We start from the raw sequence: 21,945 nt of genomic DNA, 5'->3' as shown, positions 1-21,945 counted from the left end.
GCCGCCGCGTGCGATGCCGCGCCGCGCCGCCGGTGTTCCGGCCGGCCCAAAAACCCGATGCTGCGCTGCGCCACTCCTGTACAATTCGCCCTGTTTCAACCGTTCCCAGCCAGAGCCGCCGCCATGTCCGAGCCCATCGACCTCTCGCAGATCGCCCCCACGCTGAAAGCAGAAATCCTCGCGGAGGCGCTGCCGTACATCCGTCGCTACCACGGCAAGACCGTGGTCATCAAATACGGCGGCAACGCGATGACGGAAGAGCGGCTCAAGCAGGGCTTCGCGCGCGACGTGATCCTGCTGAAACTGGTCGGCATCAACCCGGTGATCGTCCACGGCGGCGGCCCGCAGATCGATCACGCGCTGAAGAAGATCGGCAAGGCCGGCACCTTCATCCAGGGCATGCGCGTCACCGACGAAGAGACGATGGAAGTCGTCGAATGGGTGCTCGGCGGCGAAGTGCAGCAGGACATCGTGATGCTGATCAACCACTTCGGCGGCCATGCGGTGGGCCTGACGGGCAAGGACGGCGGCCTGATCCACGCGCGCAAGCTGCTGATGCCGGACCGCGACAACCCGGGCCAGTACATCGACATCGGCCAGGTCGGCGAAGTCGAGGCGATCAACCCGGCGGTCGTGAAGGCGCTGCAGGACGACGCGTTCATTCCGGTGATCTCGCCGATCGGCTTCGGCGAAGACGGCCTGTCGTACAACATCAACGCCGATCTCGTCGCGGGCAAGCTCGCGACCGTGCTGAACGCCGAGAAGCTGCTGATGATGACCAACATCCCGGGCGTGATGGACAAGGACGGCAACCTGCTGACCGATCTGTCCGCACGCGAGATCGATGCGCTGTTCGAGGACGGCACGATCTCCGGCGGCATGCTGCCGAAGATCTCGTCGGCGCTCGACGCCGCGAAGAGCGGCGTGAAGTCGGTGCACATCGTCGACGGCCGGATCGAGCATTCGGTGCTGCTGGAAATCCTGACCGAGCAGCCGTTCGGCACGATGATCCGCTCGCATTGAGCGCCCGCCGCCCGCCAGCCAATCCCGACCTGCCGGCTCCGCTGCGGCGCCGGCGCATCTCGCGCCACCGGCCGCGCGCTGGCGCGCCGGTCTGGCTGTTCGATCTCGACAACACGCTTCATCACGCGTCGCACGCGATCTTTCCCGAGATCAACCGTGCGATGACGCAATACATCGTCGACGCGCTGCAGGTCGAGCGCGCCGAAGCCGACCGCCTGCGCACCGGCTACACCGCGCGCTACGGCGCCGCGCTGCTCGGCCTCACGCGCCATCACCCGATCGATCCGCACGACTTCCTGCGCGTGGTCCACACGTTTTCCGACCTGCCCGCGATGGTGCGCGCCGAGCGCGGCCTCGCGCGCATCGTCGCCGCGCTGCCGGGTCGCAAGCTGGTGCTGACCAACGCACCGGAGAACTACGCGCGCGCGGTGCTGCGCGAACTGCGCATCGAGCGGCTGTTCGAGCGCGTGATCGCGATCGAGCACATGCGCGACCGCCGCACGTGGCGCGCGAAGCCCGACCACGCGATGCTGCGCCGGACGCTGCGCGCCGCGCATGCACGGCTGGCAGACGCGATTCTCGTCGAGGACACGCGCAGCCACCTCAAGCGCTACAAGCGCCTCGGCGTCGGCACGGTATGGATCACGGGCCACCTCCCGAGCCATTTGCCGAACACGGGCCGGCCGCATTACGTCGACCAGCGCATTCGTTCGTTAAAATCGCTGCGACTGGGCACTCGATCGGGGCGACAAAAATGCAGCCGACTCACCCGCAGGACCAAGCCGTAACCGAAGACCACACCGTCGCCGGCCGCGCCCGCCCGAAACCGGGCGAGCGCCGCGTGCACATCCTGCAGACGCTCGCGTCGATGCTCGAGGCGCCGAAGCGCGAGAAGATCACGACGGCCGCGCTCGCGGCGCGGCTCGACCTGTCGGAGGCGGCACTCTATCGCCACTTCTCCAGCAAGGCCCAGATGTTCGAGGGCCTGATCGAATTCATCGAGGAAACCGTCTTCCGGCTGATCAACCAGATCGCCGCGAAAGAGCCCGACGGCGTCATGCAGGCACGCGCGATCGCGTTGATGCTGCTCGGTTTCGCCGCGAAGAACCCCGGGATGACACGCGTACTGACGGGCGAGGCGCTGGTCGGCGAGCACGAACGGCTCGCCGAACGGGTCGACCGGATACTCGAGCGGATCGAGGCGACCGTGAAGCAGAGCCTGCGCGTCGCGCTGCTCGACGCGCGCGCGCGCCGCGACGGCGGCAGCGATGGCGCCCATGCGGTGCCGCTGCCCGGCGATTACGATCCGGCCGTGCGGGCGAGCCTGCTCGTCAGCTACGTGATCGGCTGCTGGCATCGCTTCGAGCGCAGCGGCTTCGCGCACGCGCCCGGCGAACAGGCCGATGCGCATCTGCGCCTGATTCTGCAGTAACGTTCCCGCGCACGGCCTGCGCCGGCGCCCGCCGGCGCGCAGATTGACGGGCGTGCCGCCTCCGGGCGGGTGTCGGCACGCCCGGCCCGCGCCCTGTATCGCCGATTCACCACGCAAAGCCACGCCGGATTCGCCGCCGGGCCCTTGGCGCAGTCGCAGACGATACGTTCTGCTAATGGAAAGCACCGTCGATACCTTTTCCGTACCACGCCCGGGCACGGCAAACATTTCGTAGTCCGGATCACTTGCGCCGATCGCCCCGTCCGGACATCACGCCGCATACGGATTCGACAACGTCAAATCCTTGTAACGGTTGCAATCGTATTCCGTCGGGTTGACGCTATCTGAAGAAAATTAGTACGCGTACTAGTCAATTCCACGTCACCTTCAGCATCGTCCAATTTTTTCAAACTGCTTACTTGGAAACAATGTGGGCTGTTTCCCACCGCTGCTTTCGGCACGCGCTCCAGTGGTCGGCGACAGCGCGAAGGAAACGTCGGTGCGTCGTCTTTCGACGCAAGACCATTTCAAACAGGTACTTACATGTCCAAGAAAGCACTCTCCATTTTGCTGGCAACAGCGGGGCTCGTCACCGCGGCGTCGTCGGCCCACGCAGCAGACGGCACGATCACGTTCATGGGTGAAATCACGTCGCAAACCTGCTCGATCTCGGGCAACGGCGGCGGCAAGGATTTCACCGTGGACCTGCCCACCGTGTCGACGTCCGCGCTGTCCTCGACGGGCACGACGGCCGGCCGCAAGCCCTTCAAGCTCTCTCTGACCAACTGCACGGGCGGCTCGGGCAACGTCTCGGTGTACTTCGAGCCGGGCACGACCGTGAACGCCGGCACCGGCAATTTGCTGAATGCAACGGGCACGGCGAAGAACGTCGAGATCGGCCTGCTGAACAAGAACGGCTCGAGCATCAAGCTCGGCGCCGCACAAGCTCAGCAAAACTCGCAGGTGGTCGCGATCACGGGCGGCTCGGCCGAACTCGAATACGCGGCGCAGTACGTCGCAATGGGCGGCGCGGCCACGGCTGGCACCGTGAACACGTCGGTCATGTATTCGATCGCCTACCAGTAACGCGGACTCGGTCCGGCAGCCCGGATTCGCGGCGGATCGCGGATCCGGGCCGACGAGGTATGCAAGCGCATGCCTTCGATGTTCAAACCAGGGAGAAATCAGCGATGAACAGACGGAAAAACTGGCGCATCGGTGCGACCGGCGCGATGCTGGCCGCGTCGCTGCTCGGCCCGGCGGCGGCGGATGCGAGCGTCGTGATCAGCGGTACGCGCGTCGTGTATCCGGAAAAGGAACGCGAAGTCACGGTCAAGCTGACCAATGACGGCGATCGACCGTCGCTCGTGCAGGGCTGGGTGGACGACGGCAATGCAAATGCGCTGCCGGACGACACGAAAGTCCCGTTCACGGTGACGCCGCCGCTGTTCCGCCTCGATCCGAAGAAAGGGCAGAGCCTGCGGCTGATCTATACGCAAGAGCCGCTGGCGCAAGACAGGGAGACGCTGTACTGGCTGAACGTGCTCGACGTTCCACCCCAGATGGCCGACAACCCCGACGCGCCGAATCTGTTGCAACTCGCGTTCCGTTCGCGCATCAAGCTGTTCTTCCGCCCAGCTTCGCTGCAGGGCGTCGCCGACGAATCGGCCGAAAAGGTGAGCTGGCATTTCGCACCGAAGCCCGGTGGCGGCTACGTGCTGGAAGCGAACAATCCGACGCCGTACCACGTGACGTTCAGCAAGCTGGCCGTCAAGGCCGGCAGCACAAGTTGGACCAACGACCAGGGCGGCATGGTCGATCCGAAATCGACCGCGCAATTCGATGTCGGCAACGTGCCGTCGGCGCCCACCGGGCCGATTCAGGTCGATTACACATTTCTCAACGATTACGGCGCCGGCGTCGAAGGCCGCTACGCACCGAAGCCAACGCGCTGAGGCAGCCGCCTAGCCCGATACATCCCGAAAGGACCGAAGAAGCGGCGATCGCATCGCCGCAGGAAAACCGTCGCTCGCGTTATGACGATGCGGCATCAAAATGTTTAATTCATGCGAGCGAATCATCGAATAGCGCCGTTGCCGGCCATCGGGCGAGTAGCGCTCAAGCCGGGCTACCTGTGCGTGCTTGCGGCACTTGCCAGTTGGGGCGTCGAGGTCCGCGCGGCGGACACGCAAACCGGCCCGGCGGGGGGCTACACGGTCGCCCAGGTTCACTTCAACGACACGTTGATGATGAAGCCGCGCGGGCAGCAGCTCGACCTCGAGCGCTTCTCCAAAGGCAGTCCGGTCCCGCCGGGCGACTATCTGGTCGACCTCTATGTGAACGGGGACTGGCGCGGCCGTTCGACCGTGCGGTTCAGCGCGGAAGCGGGTGTGGCGAGCGCCAAGCCGTGCTTCGATCGCGGCCTGGTCGCCCGGCTCGGCCTGGACGACCAGGCACTGACCGCCCCCGGGCGCGCCGAACTGGCGCGCGTGCAGGCAGACGGTACATGCACGGACGTCGCGAAGCTGGTCGACGAAGCCTCGTATGAATTCGACATGTCCGAATTCCGCCTCAACGTGAGCATTCCGCAGGCGGCTGTATTGCGCAATCCGCGCGGCTACGTCAGCCCCGAGCTGTGGGACTCGGGCGTGCCGTCCGCGACGCTGCGCTACGACGCGAACGTGTTCCGCAATTCGTCGTCGGGCTACGAAAGCACGCAGGGGTACCTCGGCCTCGTCGGCGGCGTGAACATCGGGAACTGGCATTTCCGGCACAACGGCACCTATACCGCGCAATCGCGTGGCGACAGTCGCTACCAGAGCATGAACACGTACGTTCAGCGCGATCTGCCGGCATGGCGCAGCCAGTTGAAGATCGGCGAGGCGTATACCGACGGCTCGCTGCTCGACAGCATCGGCATGCGCGGCATCACGCTTGCCACCGACGATCGGATGCTCCCGGATTCGATGCGCGGCTACGCGCCGCTGATCCGCGGCGTGGCGGCGAGCAATGCGCATGTCCAGGTATCGCAGCACGGCAACGTGCTGTACGAAACGTCGGTCGCGCCAGGGCCGTTCCAGATCGACGACCTGTACCCGACCGGCTACGGCGGCGACCTGCTCATCACCGTGACCGAAGCCGACGGGCACAAGAACAGCTTCACGGTGCCGTATGCGGCGGTCGCGCAGTCGCTGCGCCCGGGCGTCTCGCGCTACAGCGTCGCGCTCGGACAGGTACGCGAATCCCAGCTGGATCGCCATCCGAATTTCGTGCAGGGCACCTATCAGCGCGGCATCAGTAACCTGATCACCGGCTATGTCGGCGCGATCGTCGCGGAAAACTACCTCGCCGGCCTCGTCGGCGCCGCGTTCAACACTCGGATCGGCGCGATCGCGGTCGACGTCACGCAGGCCAACGCAAATATTCCCGGTGCGCGGTCCACGAGCGGGCAAAGCGTTCGGGTGAGCTACAGCAAGTTCCTTGAAACGACCGGCACCAACATCGCGGTCGCGGCTTACCGCTACTCGTCGAGCGGCTACTGGGGAATGCGCGACGCGCTGTACGCCCGCCAGGAAGCGGCGTCGAACCGCGATCCGAACGACGTGTACCGCCAGCGCAACCAGGTCCAGCTGACGCTGAACCAGGATCTCGGCGAAGCGCGCGGCAGCGTGTACGCGGTGGGATCGTCGGTCAATTACTGGAACCGTCACGGTACGACGACGCAATTCCAGCTCGGCTACAACAACAGCATGCGCGTGTTCGGGGTCAACCTGAGCTACAACGTGTCGGTCTCACGGCAACGCGACGGCTACACGGGCCAGTTGTCGAATCAGGTGTTCGCGAACCTGTCGGTCCCGCTCGGCCGCCGCACGCACGCGCCGACTTTGAGTACGAGCATCGCACGCGACAACCAAAGCGGCACGTCCCAGCAGATGTCGCTGACCGGCACGCTCGGCGAGACCCACGCGTTCTCCTACGGTGTCAACGCGAGCCATGCGTCCGGCTCGACAAGCGGCGGCGGCAACGCACAGTACCGCAGCCCGTATGCCTCTTTCTCTGGCAGCGCCAGCGGCGGCAAGGGTTATTCGAGCGTGTCCGCGGGCATGTCCGGCGCGCTGGTCGCCCACGCGGGCGGCGTCACGCTCGCGAACGATCTCGGCGACACGGTCGCGATCATCGAGGCCAAGGGCGCGAAGGGCGCACGCGTGATGAACGGTACGGACGTGAAGATCGACGGGCGCGGCTATGCGGTATTGCCGTACCTCACCCCGTACCAGATGAACACGATCGAGCTCGACCCGAAGGGCATTCCGCTGGATGTCGAAATGCAATCGACGAGCGAGCAGATCGCGCCGCGCGCCAACTCCGTGGTGAAGATCAAGTTTGCGACGGTGAGCGGGCGCGCGGCACTGCTGACCATTCGTCAGCCCAACGGCGCGACCGTGCCGTTCGGGAGCGTCGTGACCGATGCGCAAGGCAAGACGATCGGGATGGTCGGCCAGGGCGGCGCGTTGTTCGTCCGCGGTCTGGAGAACGACAGTGCGTTGACCGCGAAATGGGGTAACCGCGCGACCGACGTCTGCTCGCTCACCTACCGCCTGCCGACGGCATCGAACAAAGCGCTCGGATACGAGCGGGCCGAGGCGGTTTGCGACTACGGCGTACCGAAGGTCGGCCAATCGGATGGCCCGATTACCGCGGCCGTGCCAGATGGTGATTGAGCGCAAGGTCGGGCCGTCGACGTGCACGTACGGCTTCGTCGAGCGAAGCCGCCGAATGATCTCGACACAAGCATCGCGGAGAGCGTCCTGCCATTCCAGGAGCATGCTGGCCGCTTTCCGACAGGCCGTCGCCTAGCCGCCGGCCTCAATCGTCTTTCGATTCGCAGTCCAGAGCAGTTGAAGATCGAAAGACAATCGTTGGAGGAAGTCCCGTATCCCCGCATCGTCGGCTACGACATGCAGGTGCCGCGAAGACGGAATCCGTTTGTTTATTGCCTCACGTCCTACAGGAATTGATATGAAACTCGCATTCTCCAGCATCGCAGCACTGACCGTGGCCGCCGCCGCCGCACTGCCGACGATGGCACACGCAGCCGACGGCACGATCACTGTCACCGGCGCGGTCGGCACGCAGACGTGCACGATCGAGGGCAACGGCGCCGGCGGCGGCAAGGACTTCACGGTCCAGATGCCGAAGGTCTCGACGAGTGCACTCGGCGTCGGCGGCTCGACCGCAGGCCGCACGGCATTCAACATCGGCCTGAAGAACTGCGCGCCGGCCTCGGGCAAGGTCTACACCCACTTCGAGGCAGGCACGACCGTCAACTCGACGACCGGCCAGCTGTTCAACGCGTCGGGTACGGCGAAGAACATCGAGATCACCCTGCTCAACGGTTCCGATTACAGCCAGATCAATCTCGGCAAGGCGCAGGAAAACTCGATCCCCGTTGATCTGGCGAACGGGTCGGCCACGCTGCCTTACTACGCGCAATACGTCGCCGTGGGTGGCGGTGCATCGGCGGGTACGGTGAATACGTCGGTGATGTACTCGATCATGTATCAGTAATCGACACGCCGGCGCGCACCACGCGCGCCGGATCGTCTCCTGGCGCGCGGGCACACTGCGGCCCGCGCGTCGCGCTTGTTTTTCGCGAATCGCGAATCCACGGGATCCGTCACGCGTCAGTTGGATTCCATCGGCGCCGCCACAGGCGACACGGGCTTCAACATCGGCCTGAAATGTCAGTCCGGCGCGAGCCTGTATGTGACGCTCACCGACCTGACCGCCCCCGCCAACACGAGTGATCAGTTGACGCTGGCCCCCGCCTCCACCGCAAAAGGCGTAAAACTGCACATTCTCCGAAACGGCTCGCCGGTAGGCTACGGTCCCGATTCGCGCGTGGCCGGCAATCCGAACCAGTGGTACGTCGGCAGGGCGCCCGACGACGACCAATATTCCACTGCGTGCGCAATACATCGCGACTGGCCCGGTTTCCGCCGGAACGGTCAAGGGTGTCGCGACGTTCCCGATGAGCCACCAGTAGTCGCATGGGCCCATTGGCTACCTCCCGCCGGAGCTCATGCTTGTGCACGAATCCCGCCCCGTCGCCGCACTTCCGGCGAAGACGATGAGGTCGTGCGATCGAACAGACTGCAAAATTCGAACTCGTCCAATTTCGCGCATCACCTGATCGGTTTAATTTTCACCCATTCAAGTGCAATCGAGGTGAACGGGTGAACGACGGATTTCCATTTTTTCTAGCGCGCGCCCGCCGGCGTATCGCGCACTCCGCGCTGCTCGCCGGCGCGATGATGCCCTTGCCGTCATCGGCCCAGGTCAGCGGCGGCGGCCCGCAGAGGGCGGACGGCACCGTGCTGGAACTTGTGCCGGGCGACTACTCGACGACCGGGCATGGCCAGCCCGTACTGACGGCCATCAACGGCGGCCTGCTGGTCACCACCGGCAAAACGCGCCTGTTCTCGACCGGCCACGCCGCACCGGGTGCCTCGGCATGGGGGGCCGGCTCGCGCATCGAACTGCGGGACACGGAAATCCGGACGCGAAGTTCCAGCGCCGGTATCGAGGCCCGCGTCGGCGCCAGCGTGTCCGCGGAACGCATCTCCATCGATACCGATCAAGCCTACGGGCACGGCGTCTCCCTCGCCGACCGCAACAGCCGGTTCGACATCGACGACAGCGTGATCGTGACGCGCGGCAAGGAAGCATACGGCATCATCGCGACCGGCGTGCCGGGCGGCACGATCGACGTCGCACGCACGCTGATCCGCACCGGCGGCGACTTCGCCTACGGCCTCGGCATCAGCTATGACGGCGCACGCGCCGCCCTCAGCCGCACCGACATCCGTACCGCCGGAAACTATGCGTCGGCCCTGTTTCTGCCGGGAGCTTCCTCGGTCACATTCGGCGACTCGCACCTGGAAACCGACGGCTATGCCGCGCTCGGCGTGGATACGCGCGAGGGTCATGTCGAACTCGCGCGCACGAACGTCGTCACCCACGGCACCAGTTCGCACGGACTCTACGCATCGAAGGAGTATGCGGACACACCGGTCGTGGACGCGATCGATACGCGCGTGACGACAACCGGCGAACGCTCGGCGGGCGTACTCGCGCTCAACGGCGGCCGGATCGCAATGACGCGCGGCGGCATCGCGACGAGCGGCGAGCGCGCCTTCGGCGTGTACGCGGGCGGTACGGGCGCCCTCGTCTCCCTCGCCGACACGAGCGTCGAGACCCACGGCAAGCGTGCCGCCGCGCTGCGTGCCATCGTCAATGGCACGATCGACCTGCAGCGCGCCGACGTGCTCGCGACCGGCGCCGGCGCGTCGGCCGCAAGCGTCCACGGCGGCACGCTGACGGCCGACGGCAGCACGCTCGTCAGCACGCAGCACAGCGCGATCGACGCGTCCGAGGCCGTCATTTCGCTGCGCAACGGCACGCGCATCTCAGGCGGCAACGGCACGCTGCTGGCGGTGGACGCGGAATCCGGCGCACCCGTACGCCTGACGCTCGATACGGGCTCGCAGGCGGAGGGCGACATCGTGAACCTTCCGACCGAGGACGGCAGCGCGACGCACGCGGTCACCGACGTCGCGCTGTCTCGCGCCGCCGTATGGGCCGGCGCAACCGACGCCGTGCGCGCGCTGTCGCTCGACGCCGACAGTCTATGGTTCGTCACCGCGAATTCCACGGTCGCATCCGTCGCGCTGAACGACTCGACGATCGCGTTCACGCCTCCGGATGTCCCAGGCGCTCCACGCAGGCTCGTCGTCAACGGCGACTACGCGGCACACAACGGCAAGCTGCTGATCCGTACGACGTTGAGCGACGATGCGTCGCCGACCGACAAGCTCGTGATCGACGGTGGCCATGCGTCGGGCAACACGAACATCGTCGTCAAGCACGCCGGCGGCGACGGCGCGCAGACCACGATCGGCATTCCGGTCGTCGAAACGCGCAATGGCGGCACAACGGATACGTCGGCATTCGCGCTCGACGCGTCGTCGGACGGCTACCGTCAAGGTTTCTGCACGCTGTCGGCCGGCGGCTACGACTACATGCTCGCGCGCGGCGGGCACGGCGGCCAAGCGGAAGACTGGTATCTCGTTTCGGCCGCGAAGCCCGAACCGCCTCGGCCGCCTGAGCCACCGCTGCCGCCAGAGGGCAACGACGGCAACTCGCCGGAGACGACGCCATCGCCCCCGTCGCCTCCGTCGCGCGCCGTCGCGCCGGAACCCGACGCGTATCTGGCGAACGCCGACGCGGCCGCGATGATGGCGATCCACAGCCTGCATCAACGCGAGGACCGCACGCTGCGCACCGCCGGCTCGACGTCGGGCCCGCTCGACGGCGCAGTGTGGCTGCGCGCCGAAGGCCAGTTCACGTCGATGTCCGGCGGCGCGCGCAGCGTGTCCGGCAACGGCCGCCTGATCCACGCGGGCGCCGACCTGTTCCGCTTCGACGATGGCCGCGGCGGCAGCCTGCGCGTCGGCGCGATGGGCATGTACGGCAGCCAGACGAGCTGGTCGACCCGCCCGCTGTGGAACGCGGCGACGCACCGCATGGCCGACGCCACCGCGCGCGGCAGCGTCGCGGGCTACAACGTCGGGCTGTACGGCACGTGGTACGGCAATCGCGACATCCTGTCCGGCCCGTACGTCGATACGTGGGTCATGTACGGCGCGTACGCGAACAGCGTCGGCGGCAGCCTCGCCGGCGATTCGTACCGCTCTCGCACCGTGACGGGATCGGTGGAGACCGGCTATTCGATCCCGTTCTACGAACGCGGCGATTCGCGGTTCTTCGTCGAGCCCGAGGCGCAACTCGTCGTGTCCGACTATCACGCGGCCGCGCACGACACACCGGGCGGCCGTCTCGACGGGCAGGGCTCGACCGACGTGCTGACCCGGCTCGGCGTGCGCGTGCACGGCGTGACCGCGATGCCGTCCGGGCGCGAGTTGCGGCCGTTCGTCGAGGCGAACTGGTGGCATGGCCCCGGCTCGCGATCACTGACGCTCGATCGCAACGCGTTCTCGTTCAGTGTGCCGCGCGATCGTGCGGCGTTCCGCATCGGTGCGACAGGCCAGTTGTCGAAGCGCTTCGCGATCTCGGCCGGGTTCGGCGTGGAAGCGAACCTGTCCGACTATGCGGTGGTCAAGGGCGAGTTGGCGGCGAAGTACCGCTGGTGACGCGGCACGGTCCCGGCTTCCCGCTTCATGCCGACGACGGCCAGGCGCCGCCTCTCGCCGGCCCGGCGTCGACACGGGGCCGACGAGCGCCCCTCGCGCGCCCGAATCGGCGTTCCGCGCAATTTCCGCTATACTTTGCCGACTTGCCGCCCGGTGGCGGCAGGTCGGAAGCGCGCCGATTTGCTGACTCGATTGCGGGCGCGCGAACCGGCCGGGGCCCAGGTTTCGTCTTCGTCCCGGCGGTTCACTACAAATGCGGCTAAAGAGGTCGTCAGCCGCGCATCTCCGACTCCGCGCCTCGCCGACACCGTTTAGCCGCCCAGTCATAAGGCGGAACGAATGGAATCGATCGGCATCGTCGCTCCACAGACCATGCATTTCGCCGAACCGCTGCGCTTGCAAAGCGGCAGCGCGCTCGGCAACTATCAGCTCGTCGTCGAAACGTACGGCGAGCTCAATGCCGCGCGCTCGAACGCGGTGCTCGTCTGCCACGCGCTGAACGCGTCGCATCACGTCGCCGGCGTCTACGCGGACGATCCGCGCAGCACCGGCTGGTGGGACAACATGGTCGGGCCGGGCAAACCGCTCGACACCAACCGCTTCTTCGTGATCGGCGTGAACAACCTCGGCTCGTGTTTCGGCTCGACCGGCCCGATGAGCATCGATCCGTCGACCGGCAAGCCGTACGGCGCGCGCTTCCCGGTCGTCACCGTCGAGGACTGGGTGCACGCGCAGGCGCGTGTCGCCGATGCGTTCGGCATCGAGCGCTTCGCCGCGGTGATGGGCGGCAGCCTCGGCGGGATGCAGGCGCTCGCATGGAGCCTGATGTATCCGGAGCGCGTCGCGCACTGCATCGACATCGCGTCGACGCCGAAGCTGTCCGCGCAGAACATCGCGTTCAACGAAGTCGCGCGCTCGGCGATCCTGTCCGATCCCGATTTCCACGGCGGCGACTACTACGCACACGACGTGAAGCCGAAGCGCGGTCTGCGCGTCGCGCGGATGATCGGTCACATCACCTACCTGTCGGACGACGACATGGCCGAGAAATTCGGCCGTGCGCTGCGCCGTGCGGACGGCGCGCTCGACGCGTACAACTTCAGCTTCGACGTCGAATTCGAGGTCGAGTCGTACCTGCGCTACCAGGGCGACAAGTTCGCCGACTACTTCGACGCGAACACCTACCTGCTGATCACGCGCGCGCTCGATTACTTCGACCCGGCGAAGGCGTTCGACGGCAACCTGACGGCCGCGCTCGCGCACACGCAGGCGAAATACCTGATCGCGAGCTTCTCGACCGACTGGCGTTTCGCGCCGGCGCGCTCGCGCGAGATCGTGAAGGCGCTGCTCGACAACAAGCGCACGGTCAGCTACGCGGAAATCGATGCGCCGCACGGCCACGACGCGTTCCTGCTCGACGACGCGCGCTATCACAACCTGATCCGTGCGTATTACGAACGAATCGCCCTCGAGGTGGGAGCATGAACCAGCAAGCGCTGAATTCCCTGTCCGCGCGCGCGGACTTCCGCACGATCGCCCGCTGGGTCGAGCCGCGCTCGACCGTGCTCGATCTCGGCTGCGGCGACGGCTCGCTGCTGGCGCTGCTGATGGAGGAGCTGGACGTCACCGGCTACGGCATCGAGCTGAACGACGCGGGCGTGCTCGCCAGCGCGAAGAACGGCATCAACGTGATCCAGCAGAACCTCGAGGACGGCCTGCGCCTGTTCGAGGATCACAGCTTCGACATCGCGATCCTGTCGCAGACGCTGCAGACGATCCACCAGACGGCCGCGATCCTGCGCGAAACGGCGCGCGTCGGCCGCGAGTGCATCGTGTCGTTCCCGAACTTCGGCTACTGGTCGCACCGGCTGTCGGTGCTGCAGGGCCGCATGCCGGTGTCGAAATCGCTGCCGTACCAGTGGCACAACACGCCGAACGTGCGGGTGCTGACGATCAAGGATTTCGAGGCGCTCGCGCCCGAGGTCGGCGTCACGATCCTCGACCGCGTCGTGCTGCACGAAGGCCAGCCGATTCGATGGGGAGCGAACTGGCGTGGTAGTCTTGCTGTCTATCGCGTCAAGCGCAGCTGAGCCGGGGAGCCGTTGACGGAAGATCCGGCCCGCCCGCGTGCGCGGCCGCCCCTCCTGCGCCGTCCGCGCCGCCTGCGCTGCCGCCGCCATCAGTCAACGCTACCCAGTTCCATTCCATGTCGAAAACGCCACACGAGGCGCCCGCACTCACCGCTCACGAGGATCACCCCGGCTGGCGCGCCTATCTGAACACGCACATGCTGATCTGCGTGTTCCTGGGCTTCACGTCGGGGCTGCCCCTCTTCACGCTCGTCTACCTCGTGCAGGCATGGCTGCGCTCCGAGGGCGTGAACCTGAAGGAAATCGGCCTGTTCGCGCTGATCCAGTTCCCGTATACGTGGAAGTTCCTGTGGGCGCCGCTGATGGACCGCTACGTCCCGCACCTGCCCGGCTGGCGGCCGGGCCGTCGGCGCGGCTGGCTGCTGCTCACGCAGTTGCTGGTCGCGGGCGCGATCGCCGCACTCGGCTTCGTGTCGCCGCGCGACTCGATCTGGACGGTCGCCGCGCTCACGACGCTCGTCGCGTTCTTCGGCGCGAGCGCCGACGTCGTGATCGACGCGTATCGCCGCGAGTTGCTGCGCGACACCGAGCAGGGGCTCGGCAACGCGGTGCACGTGAACGCGTACAAGCTCGCCGCGCTGATCCCCGGCTCGCTCGCGCTGATCCTGTCGGACCACCTGCCGTGGGACGCCGTGTTCGCGATCACCGGCGCGTTCATGCTGCCGGGCATCCTGATGACGCTCGTCGTGCGCGAGCCGGAAGTGGTCGGCGCGCCGCCGCGCAACCTGCGCGATGCGATCGTGCTGCCGTTCCGCGAATTCATCCAGCGCGACGGCTGGGCCGGCGCGCTGCTCGTCATCGCGTTCATCTTCCTGTTCAAGATCGGCGACACGATGGCCACCACGCTGTCGACGTCGTTCTTCCTCGACATCGGCTTCACGCGCACCGAGATCGGCATCGTCGCGAAGACCACCGCGCTCGTCGCGAGCGTCGCCGGCGGCATCATCGGCGGCATCTGGCTCGTGAGGATCGGCATCGGCCGCGGGCTGTGGATCTTCGGCGCGCTGCAGATGGTGTCGACACTCGGCTTCGCGTGGCTCGCGCAGCTCGGCCCCGGCTCGCCGGTGCTGGCGGTGCTGTACGACTTCACGATGTCGACGAGCCATGCGATCGCGGCCGCGCTGTCGGTGTTCGGCATCGCCGTCGCGCCGCAATTCAGCCCGATGACGGTCGCGCTCGCGCTCGTCTACGGCTTCGAAACCTTCACGACCGGCCTGACGATGGCCGCGTTCGTCGCGTACATCGCGAGCACGACCGACCCGCGCTATACGGCCACGCAGTTCGCGCTGTTCACGAGCCTCGCGTCGGTGCCGCGCACGCTCGCATCGGCCGCGAGCGGCTTCGTCGTCGCGAAGATCGGCTGGTACGACTACTTCATCGTGTGTACCGCGCTTGCGATTCCCGGCATGCTGCTGCTGTTCAGGATCGCGCCGTGGAACGGTACCGCACGCAACGGCGAGGCCAGCCGTGCGCGGTAACCGCCTGCATCGCCTCGCACACGCGGCGGCTTCGCTGAGCGTCGGCGCCGCGGCGCTCGCCGCGACGCTCGCGCACGCGACCGACACCGGCGCGACGGCAGCGGGTTCCGCGCCGGCCGCAGCGCAGGCGACGCCGCCCGCCCCGGCCACGTCCGCCGCGCCCGTTGCGCCGTCCGCCGCGGAAGGCGCGCAGCCGACCGGCGCCGCGGTGCCGGCGAAAGCCTATACGCCGACGCCGCAGCAGGTCCGCTACGGCAACGCGATCGCGTTCCGCACGCTGATCCCGTCACCGCTGCTCGAACAACTCACCGCGAACGAATATGCGCAGATCGTGCAGACGGCCGCCGACAGCAATCGCCTGCTGCCCGCGAACCAGCCGCGCGTGAAGCGGCTGCGCGCGATCGTCGCGAAGCTCGCGCCGTATTCGGTGAAGTGGAACGACCGCGTGAAAAGCTGGGCGTGGGACGTCAACGCGATTCGCTCGCGCGACATCCGCCTGACCTGCCTGCCGGGCGGCAAGGTGCTCGTGTACGGCGGCATGCTCGAGCGCGTGCGCCTGAACGACGACGAGCTCGGCGTGCTGCTCGCGCACGGCATCGCGCATGCGCTGCGCGAACACGCGCGCAGCAATTTCAGCATGACCTCGCAGACGTCGCTGCGCGCGGCCGCGCTGCCGCCGCTGTTCGGCGTCGGCGATCCGCTGCCGCAGGCGCTGAACCTCGGCGAGCGCCTGCAGTCGCTCCACTACGATCCGACCGACGAGACCGAGGCCGACGTGATCGGCGGCGACATCGCCGCACGCGCGGGCTTCGATCCGCGCGCGGCGATCACGCTGTGGGACAAGCTCGCGGTCGCGACGCGCGCGAACAAGGCGTCGGGCTTCATCTACACGCACCCGTACAGCAGCGCGCGCCGCCAGGATCTGCTGAATCGGCTGCCGGACCTGATGCCGCTGTACGCGAAGGCGACGGGCAAACGCGTCGAATCGCTGCCCGACTACGCGGGCATCAGCGCACAGCGGCGCAAGATCGTGCGGCGCTGAGCCGCCGAGCGAAACGGCGAACGCTACGCGTCCACGTCGGCCATCGCCGGGCGCACGCCGCTGTCGCGCATCCAGCGCACTTCGTCTCCGGGGCTGCGGCCGAACAGCCGCTTGAACTCGCGGCTGAACTGCGACGCGCTCGCATAGCCGACCCGCGCGGCCGCCGCACCCGCACCGACACCGTCCTGCACCATCATCAGCCGCGCCTGGTGCAGCCGCGCGGCCTTCACGTACTGCATCGGCGACGTCGCCGTCACGTGCTTGAACTGCGCGTGGAACACCGCGACGCTCATCCCGGCCTCGCGCGCGAGCGTCTCGACGTCGAGATCGGCCTTCAGGTCCGCATGAATGCGGCGCAGCGCCTTCGCGACGCGGCCGAAATGATGCTGCTGGACGAGCGCCGCACGAATCGCGTCGCCCTGCGCGCCGGTCAGCACGCGGTACGCGATCTCGCGCATGATCGCGGGCCCGAGCACGCGCGTGTCGTGCGGCGACGCGAGTGTTTCGAGCAGGCGCACCACCGCGTCGGCGAGCGGCGCATCGAGCGGCGTCGAATAGACGCCGTGCGGCTCGCTGACCGCGGCGCCGAGCGTCTCGTCGAGCAGGATCGCGAGTTCGGCGATCACCGCGAGATCGACGCGGATCGAGATCGCGAGAAACGGCTCGTCCATGGTCGCGAAGGTTTCGCACTCGAACGGCAGCGGCACCGACAGCACCAGATACTGCTGCGCGTCGTAGACGAACGAGCGATCGCCGAGATAACCGAGCTTGCGGCCCTGGCACACGACGACGATGCTCGGTTCGTACAGCACCGGCATGCGCGGCACCGGACGGCTCACGCGAATGAAGCGCACGCCGTCGAGCGCCGCCAGCGTATCGCCTTCATTCGGCGCGAGGCGTGAATGCAGCTCGATCATGCGGCGCCGCACACGGTCGCCCGAGTCGTCGAAAAGGGGCTGGAAGCTCATCGGCGTCGTCCTGTCGTGCAAGAGAATCTGGCTCGCAATGTAGCACCGCGAACGCATTTTGACGGCTGTTCGCAGGCAATTCGAGAGGAATAGGCAAATCTTCCAGACCTTCGGGTATTTCACCGCGGCGGTGCGCTCCTTACGATAGGCACCTGTCTCGCCGCATCGCCACACGATGCGACGGCAGTCTGTTTCGCCGGATCTTTTCCGGACAAGGAGCCCACCGCATGAGCACAACCTATGCCTACGCGGCGACGGATTCGCAGTCGCCGCTCGCCCCGTTCGAATTCCAGCGTCGCGCGCTGCGCGACCTCGACGTCCAGATCGACGTCCTCTATTGCGGCGTCTGCCACTCGGATCTTCATCAGGCGCGCAATGAATGGCGCAACACGATCTATCCGGTCGTGCCGGGCCATGAAATCGTCGGCCGCGTGACCGCGACCGGCCCGCAAGTGTCGCGTTTCAAGGTCGGCGAGCTGGTCGGCGTCGGCTGCCTCGTCGATTCGTGCCGCACGTGCGCGAGCTGCGCGGAAGGTCTCGAACAGTATTGCGAGAACGGCTTCGTCGGCACCTACAACGGCCAGGATCGCGTCACCGGCGACATCACGTACGGCGGCTATTCGACGCAGCTCGTCGTCGACGAGGCTTTCGTGCTGCGCGTGCCGGACACGCTCGACCCGGCCGGCGCCGCGCCGCTGCTGTGCGCGGGGATCACAACCTATTCGCCGCTGCGGCAGTGGAACGTCGGCCCCGGCAAGAAGGTCGGGATCGTCGGTCTCGGCGGCCTCGGCCACATGGGCGTGAAGCTCGCGCGCGCGATGGGCGCGCACGTCGTGCTGTTCACGACGTCTCCGTCGAAGATCGAGGACGGCAAGCGGCTCGGCGCGCACGAAGTGGTGATCTCGAAGGACGAGGCGCAGATGAACGCGCATCTGAACAGCTTCGACTTCATCCTGAACACGGTCGCCGCGCAGCACGACCTGAATCCGTTCCTGCACCTGCTGAAGCGCGACGGCACGATGACGCTGGTCGGCGCGCCGGAGCATGACCACCCGTCGCCGCAGGTGTTCAACCTGATCTTCAAGCGGCGCCGCCTCGCGGGCTCGCTGATCGGCGGCATCGCGGAAACGCAGGAAATGCTCGACTTCTGCGCGGAACACGGGATCACGTCCGACATCGAGACGATTCCGATGCAGCAGATCAACACGGCCTACGAGCGGATGCTGAAGAGCGACGTGAAGTACCGGTTCGTGATCGACATGGCGTCGTTGAAGCAGTAAGCGCCGCCCCAAGCGAAACGGGCCGCCTGTCGGAACAGGCGGCCCGTCTTTCATCCGGCGACCGGGATCGCTCGCCCGGCGGCTGCGCGCGCGGCGCAGCGCCGGCCATCACTTCTGGTAGTCGTAGTCGACCGTCAGCGGCGCATGATCGCTGAACTTGATGTCCTTGAAGATCGACGTGCTTTTCGCGGTACCGGCCACACCCGGGGTCGCGATCTGGTAATCGATCCGCCACCCGACGTTCTTCGCGTACGCCTGGCCGCGGTTGCTCCACCACGTGTACTGCTCGGGACGCGGGTCGAGCGTGCGGAACACGTCGACGTAGCCGACGTCGTCGAACAGCTTCGTGAGCCACTCGCGCTCCTCCGGCAAGCAGCCCGAATTCTTCTGGTTGCTCTTCCAGTTCTTGATGTCGATTTCCTTGTGGACGATGTTCACGTCGCCGCACAGGATCACCTCGCGCTTCTTCTTCAGCGCGGCGAGGTGCGGCATGAATTCGGCCATGAAGCGGTACTTCGCCTGCTGGCGCTCTTCGCCGCTCGATCCGGACGGCACGTACACCGACACGATCGACAGCTTGCCGTAGCGCGCCTCGACGTAGCGCCCTTCGGGATCGAACTCGCTGCTGCCGAAGCCGATGATCACGTCATCGGGCTCGCGGCGGCTGTACACGCCCGCGCCGCTGTACCCCTTCTTCTCGGCGTGGTGGAAATAGCTCTTGAAGCCGTGCGGCTCGACGAATTCGGCCGGCAGGTCGTCGGCCGATACCTTGATTTCCTGCACGCACACGCAATCGGCGTTCTGCTCGCCGAGCCAGTCGAAGAAGCCCTTCTTCGCGGCGGAGCGGATGCCGTTCAGGTTGGCGGTAATCACTCGCATCATGTCGGGTTCCGTTCAGTTCGATGTTTTTACAGGGTGGCAGCTTAACGGATCTTCACGCCTTCGAGCTCGGGCTTCGGCGGCGGGAATTCCAGCTTCATGTCGGTCATCGTGCGCAGCAGCAGCTCGGCGATCATCACGTTGCGGTGCGTCTTCGAATTCGCCGGGATCACGTACCACGGCGCGTGCTCGGCCGACGTCGCGGCGAGCGCGTCGCGGTACGCGGACTGGTAAGCGTCCCAGTGCTTGCGCGCGTCAAGATCGGAGATGTCGAATTTCCAGTGCTTGGTCGGGTCGTCGATGCGCGCCTGCAACCGCGCGCGCTGCTCGTCCTTCGAGATGTGCAGGAAGCACTTGACGATGGTCGTACCGTTCTCGAACAGCATCGTCTCGAAATCGCGGATCTGCCGGTAGCGGCGCTCGCACTCCTTGTCGCCGATCGCGCCGAGCACGCGCGGCACCAGCACGTCTTCGTAGTGGCTGCGGTTGAAGATCGCGAGTTCGCCCGCCGCCGGCACCTGCGCATGCACGCGCCACAGGAAGTCGTGCGCGGCCTCGATCGGCGTCGGCGCCTTGAACGGCACGATGCGCAGGCCGAGCGGATCGACCTCGCGAAACACCGCGCGCACGGTGCCGTCCTTGCCGCTCGTGTCCATCCCCTGCAGTACGAGCAGCACGCGCTTCTTCTGCTGCGTGTGCAGGCGCTCCTGCTGGACGTCGAGCTCGGTCGACACGACCGACAGCCGTTCGCGATCGGCTTCCTTCGAGCCGGACGAAAACGGCTTCGCGGCCGGGTCGAACGCGTCGAGCTTGAATGCGGCGGCTTCCTTCTCGCGCGTGCTGTAGGGCACGCGAAAATCGTCGAGCGACGGTTGTTTCGCCATTCGTTCCTCCGTTGGACGGTGCGATGCATACGATAACGCATCCACCAAACGCAACGGGCCGCCCCGAACTGGTTCGGAGCGGCCCGTCGTCAAGCGCGGTTCAGGCGCGCGCGCATGCTCAGCCGAGCTTCTTCTTCAGCAGTTCGTTGACCTGCTGCGGATTGGCCTTGCCCTTCGTCGCCTTCATCGCCTGGCCGATCAGCGCGTTGAACGCCTTTTCCTTGCCCGCGCGGAATTCCTCGACCGACTTCGCGTTCGCCGCGAGCACTTCGTCGATGATCGCTTCCAGCGCGCCGGTGTCGGAGATCTGCTTGAGCCCCTTCGCGTCGATGATGCGATCGGCCGCGCCGTCGTCGGTCGCCTTCTCGTCCCAGATCGTCGCGAAGATTTCCTTCGCGATCTTGTTCGAGATCGTGCCGTCGGCGATGCGTTGCAGCAACAGCGCGAGCTGCGCGGCCGACACCGGAATCGCGTCGATCTCGATGCCGTCGCGGTTCAGTTGCGACGACACGTCGCCCATCAGCCAGTTCGCGGCGATCTTCGCGTTCGCTGCGCCGGCCTTCGCGACCACCGCTTCGAAGTACGCGGCCATCGCCTTGCTCGACGTCAGCACGCCCGCGTCGTACGCGGACACGCCGTACTCGTCGACGAAGCGCCGTTGCATCGCGGCCGGCAGCTCGGGCATGCCGGACTGCACGCGCTCGATCCAGTCCTGGCCGATCACGAGCGGCATCAGGTCGGGATCCGGGAAGTAGCGGTAATCGTGCGCGTCTTCCTTGCTGCGCATCGAACGCGTCTCGCGCTTGTCCGGATCGTACAGGCGCGTTTCCTGCACGACTTCGCCGCCATCCTCGATCAGCTCGATCTGGCGACGCACTTCGTAGTTGATCGCTTCCTCGAGGAACCGGAACGAGTTCAGGTTCTTGATCTCGGCGCGCGTGCCGAACTTCTCCTGGCCGACCGGGCGCACCGACACGTTCGCGTCGCAGCGGAACGAGCCTTCCTGCATGTTGCCGTCGCAGATGCCGAGCCACACGACGAGCCCGTGCAGCGCCTTCGCGTACGCGACGGCCTCGGCCGCGCTGCGCATTTCCGGCTCGGTGACGATCTCGAGCAGCGGCGTGCCGGCGCGGTTCAGGTCGATCCCGGTCATCCCGGCGAAGTCTTCATGCAGCGACTTGCCTGCGTCTTCCTCGAGGTGCGCACGGGTCAGGTTGACCGTCTTCTCGTACGCGGGCTTGCCGGCCTTCTCGTTGGCGGGCACCTGGATCGTGATCGAGCCGCCCTGCACGACCGGAATCTCGTACTGGCTGATCTGATAGCCCTTCGGCAGATCGGGGTAGAAATAATTCTTGCGCGCGAAGATGCTGCGCGGCGCGATGGTCGAGCCGATCGCGAGGCCGAAGCGGATCGCCCGTTCGACCGCGCCACGGTTCAGCACCGGCAGCACGCCCGGCAGCGCCAGGTCGACCGGGCACGCCTGCGTGTTCGGCTCGGCGCCGAACTGCGTCGACGCGCCCGAGAAAATCTTCGAGACGGTCGACAACTGCGCGTGCGTCTCGAGACCGATAACGACTTCCCACTGAGTAGCCATATG

At 66.6% G+C, this 21,945-nt stretch carries 18 protein-coding genes; 14 read left to right on the top strand and 4 right to left on the bottom strand.

What is annotated here, in order from left to right:
- Positions 1-123 precede the first annotated feature (123 nt).
- The 13 genes from argB to WS95_RS16530 all read left to right on the top strand — a co-directional run bounded on the left by argB (position 124) and on the right by WS95_RS16530 (position 16,337).
- On the top strand, positions 124-1,023 hold the full coding sequence (argB, locus tag WS95_RS16585; protein WP_006490510.1) for an acetylglutamate kinase: 900 nt from the start codon (positions 124-126) through the stop codon (positions 1,021-1,023).
- On the top strand, positions 1,020-1,811 hold the full coding sequence (locus tag WS95_RS16580) for an HAD-IA family hydrolase (RefSeq protein ID WP_059824693.1): 792 nt from the start codon (positions 1,020-1,022) through the stop codon (positions 1,809-1,811). Before argB ends, WS95_RS16580 begins: the two co-directional genes overlap by 4 nt.
- Entirely contained in the window at positions 1,778-2,455 is a 678-nt protein-coding gene (gene slmA / locus WS95_RS16575) for a nucleoid occlusion factor SlmA (RefSeq protein WP_034208673.1), read from the top strand. The genes WS95_RS16580 and slmA overlap by 34 nt, the downstream gene beginning before the upstream one ends.
- Positions 2,456-2,998: 543 nt before the next feature.
- The gene (locus tag WS95_RS16570) at positions 2,999-3,541 is read left to right on the top strand and encodes a fimbrial protein (protein ID WP_034208674.1); all 543 of its coding nucleotides are present in this window, start codon (positions 2,999-3,001) and stop codon (positions 3,539-3,541) included.
- Between the two features lie 104 nt (positions 3,542-3,645).
- Positions 3,646-4,410, top strand: coding sequence for a fimbrial biogenesis chaperone (locus WS95_RS16565; protein ID WP_052100363.1), 765 nt, complete (start codon positions 3,646-3,648; stop codon positions 4,408-4,410).
- A gap of 138 nt (positions 4,411-4,548) precedes the next feature.
- On the top strand, positions 4,549-7,176 hold the full coding sequence (locus tag WS95_RS16560) for a fimbria/pilus outer membrane usher protein (RefSeq protein ID WP_257139819.1): 2,628 nt from the start codon (positions 4,549-4,551) through the stop codon (positions 7,174-7,176).
- Positions 7,177-7,474: 298 nt separating this feature from the next.
- Positions 7,475-8,023 (top strand): fimbrial protein, encoded by a 549-nt coding sequence (locus WS95_RS16555; protein ID WP_034208675.1) that lies wholly within the window; start codon positions 7,475-7,477, stop codon positions 8,021-8,023.
- Positions 8,024-8,143: 120 nt separating this feature from the next.
- Complete coding sequence (locus WS95_RS34850) at positions 8,144-8,695, top strand: hypothetical protein (RefSeq protein WP_179950203.1); 552 nt, start codon at positions 8,144-8,146, stop codon at positions 8,693-8,695.
- A gap of 71 nt (positions 8,696-8,766) precedes the next feature.
- Positions 8,767-11,667 carry an autotransporter family protein gene (locus WS95_RS16550; protein WP_082746936.1) on the top strand — a complete coding sequence of 967 codons (2,901 nt, stop codon included), beginning with the start codon at positions 8,767-8,769 and terminating at the stop codon, positions 11,665-11,667.
- 339 nt (positions 11,668-12,006) lie between these two features.
- Complete coding sequence (gene metX / locus WS95_RS16545) at positions 12,007-13,152, top strand: homoserine O-succinyltransferase MetX (protein ID WP_034208676.1); 1,146 nt, start codon at positions 12,007-12,009, stop codon at positions 13,150-13,152.
- Positions 13,149-13,757 carry a methionine biosynthesis protein MetW gene (gene metW / locus WS95_RS16540; RefSeq protein ID WP_034208677.1) on the top strand — a complete coding sequence of 203 codons (609 nt, stop codon included), beginning with the start codon at positions 13,149-13,151 and terminating at the stop codon, positions 13,755-13,757. The genes metX and metW overlap by 4 nt, the downstream gene beginning before the upstream one ends.
- A 116-nt stretch (positions 13,758-13,873) precedes the next feature.
- Positions 13,874-15,295: an AmpG family muropeptide MFS transporter gene (locus WS95_RS16535; protein WP_059780759.1), complete on the top strand. Its 1,422-nt coding sequence runs from the start codon at positions 13,874-13,876 to the stop codon at positions 15,293-15,295.
- Entirely contained in the window at positions 15,285-16,337 is a 1,053-nt protein-coding gene (locus tag WS95_RS16530) for a M48 family metallopeptidase (RefSeq protein WP_034208679.1), read from the top strand. Before WS95_RS16535 ends, WS95_RS16530 begins: the two co-directional genes overlap by 11 nt.
- A gap of 23 nt (positions 16,338-16,360) precedes the next feature.
- Here WS95_RS16530 and WS95_RS16525 read toward each other — a convergent pair whose 3' ends face one another.
- Positions 16,361-17,305 carry an AraC family transcriptional regulator gene (locus tag WS95_RS16525; protein WP_034208785.1) on the bottom strand — a complete coding sequence of 315 codons (945 nt, stop codon included), beginning with the start codon at positions 17,303-17,305 and terminating at the stop codon, positions 16,361-16,363.
- Positions 17,306-17,532: 227 nt separating this feature from the next.
- Between WS95_RS16525 and WS95_RS16520 the strand changes: the two genes are divergently transcribed.
- Positions 17,533-18,585: an NAD(P)-dependent alcohol dehydrogenase gene (locus WS95_RS16520; protein WP_034208680.1), complete on the top strand. Its 1,053-nt coding sequence runs from the start codon at positions 17,533-17,535 to the stop codon at positions 18,583-18,585.
- Between the two features lie 108 nt (positions 18,586-18,693).
- Here the strand turns inward: WS95_RS16520 and WS95_RS16515 are convergent, their stop codons facing one another.
- The 3 genes from WS95_RS16515 to gatB all read right to left on the bottom strand — a co-directional run bounded on the left by WS95_RS16515 (position 18,694) and on the right by gatB (position 21,942).
- Positions 18,694-19,467, bottom strand: a complete 774-nt coding sequence (locus WS95_RS16515; protein ID WP_034208681.1) for an exodeoxyribonuclease III — start codon at positions 19,465-19,467, stop codon at positions 18,694-18,696.
- 41 nt (positions 19,468-19,508) lie between these two features.
- Positions 19,509-20,348, bottom strand: a complete 840-nt coding sequence (locus WS95_RS16510; protein ID WP_034208682.1) for a polyphosphate kinase 2 family protein — start codon at positions 20,346-20,348, stop codon at positions 19,509-19,511.
- 118 nt (positions 20,349-20,466) lie between these two features.
- Positions 20,467-21,942, bottom strand: coding sequence for an Asp-tRNA(Asn)/Glu-tRNA(Gln) amidotransferase subunit GatB (gene gatB, locus WS95_RS16505; protein ID WP_059780758.1), 1,476 nt, complete (start codon positions 21,940-21,942; stop codon positions 20,467-20,469).
- Between the last annotated feature and the right edge of the window lie 3 nt (positions 21,943-21,945).

The organism is Burkholderia sp. MSMB1826 (assembly GCF_001526325.1).
In the GTDB taxonomy this organism is placed as follows: Bacteria; Pseudomonadota; Gammaproteobacteria; order Burkholderiales; family Burkholderiaceae; genus Burkholderia.
Note: the sequence above shows the minus strand (reverse complement) of the source record. Positions and strands in the feature narration are given on the sequence as shown.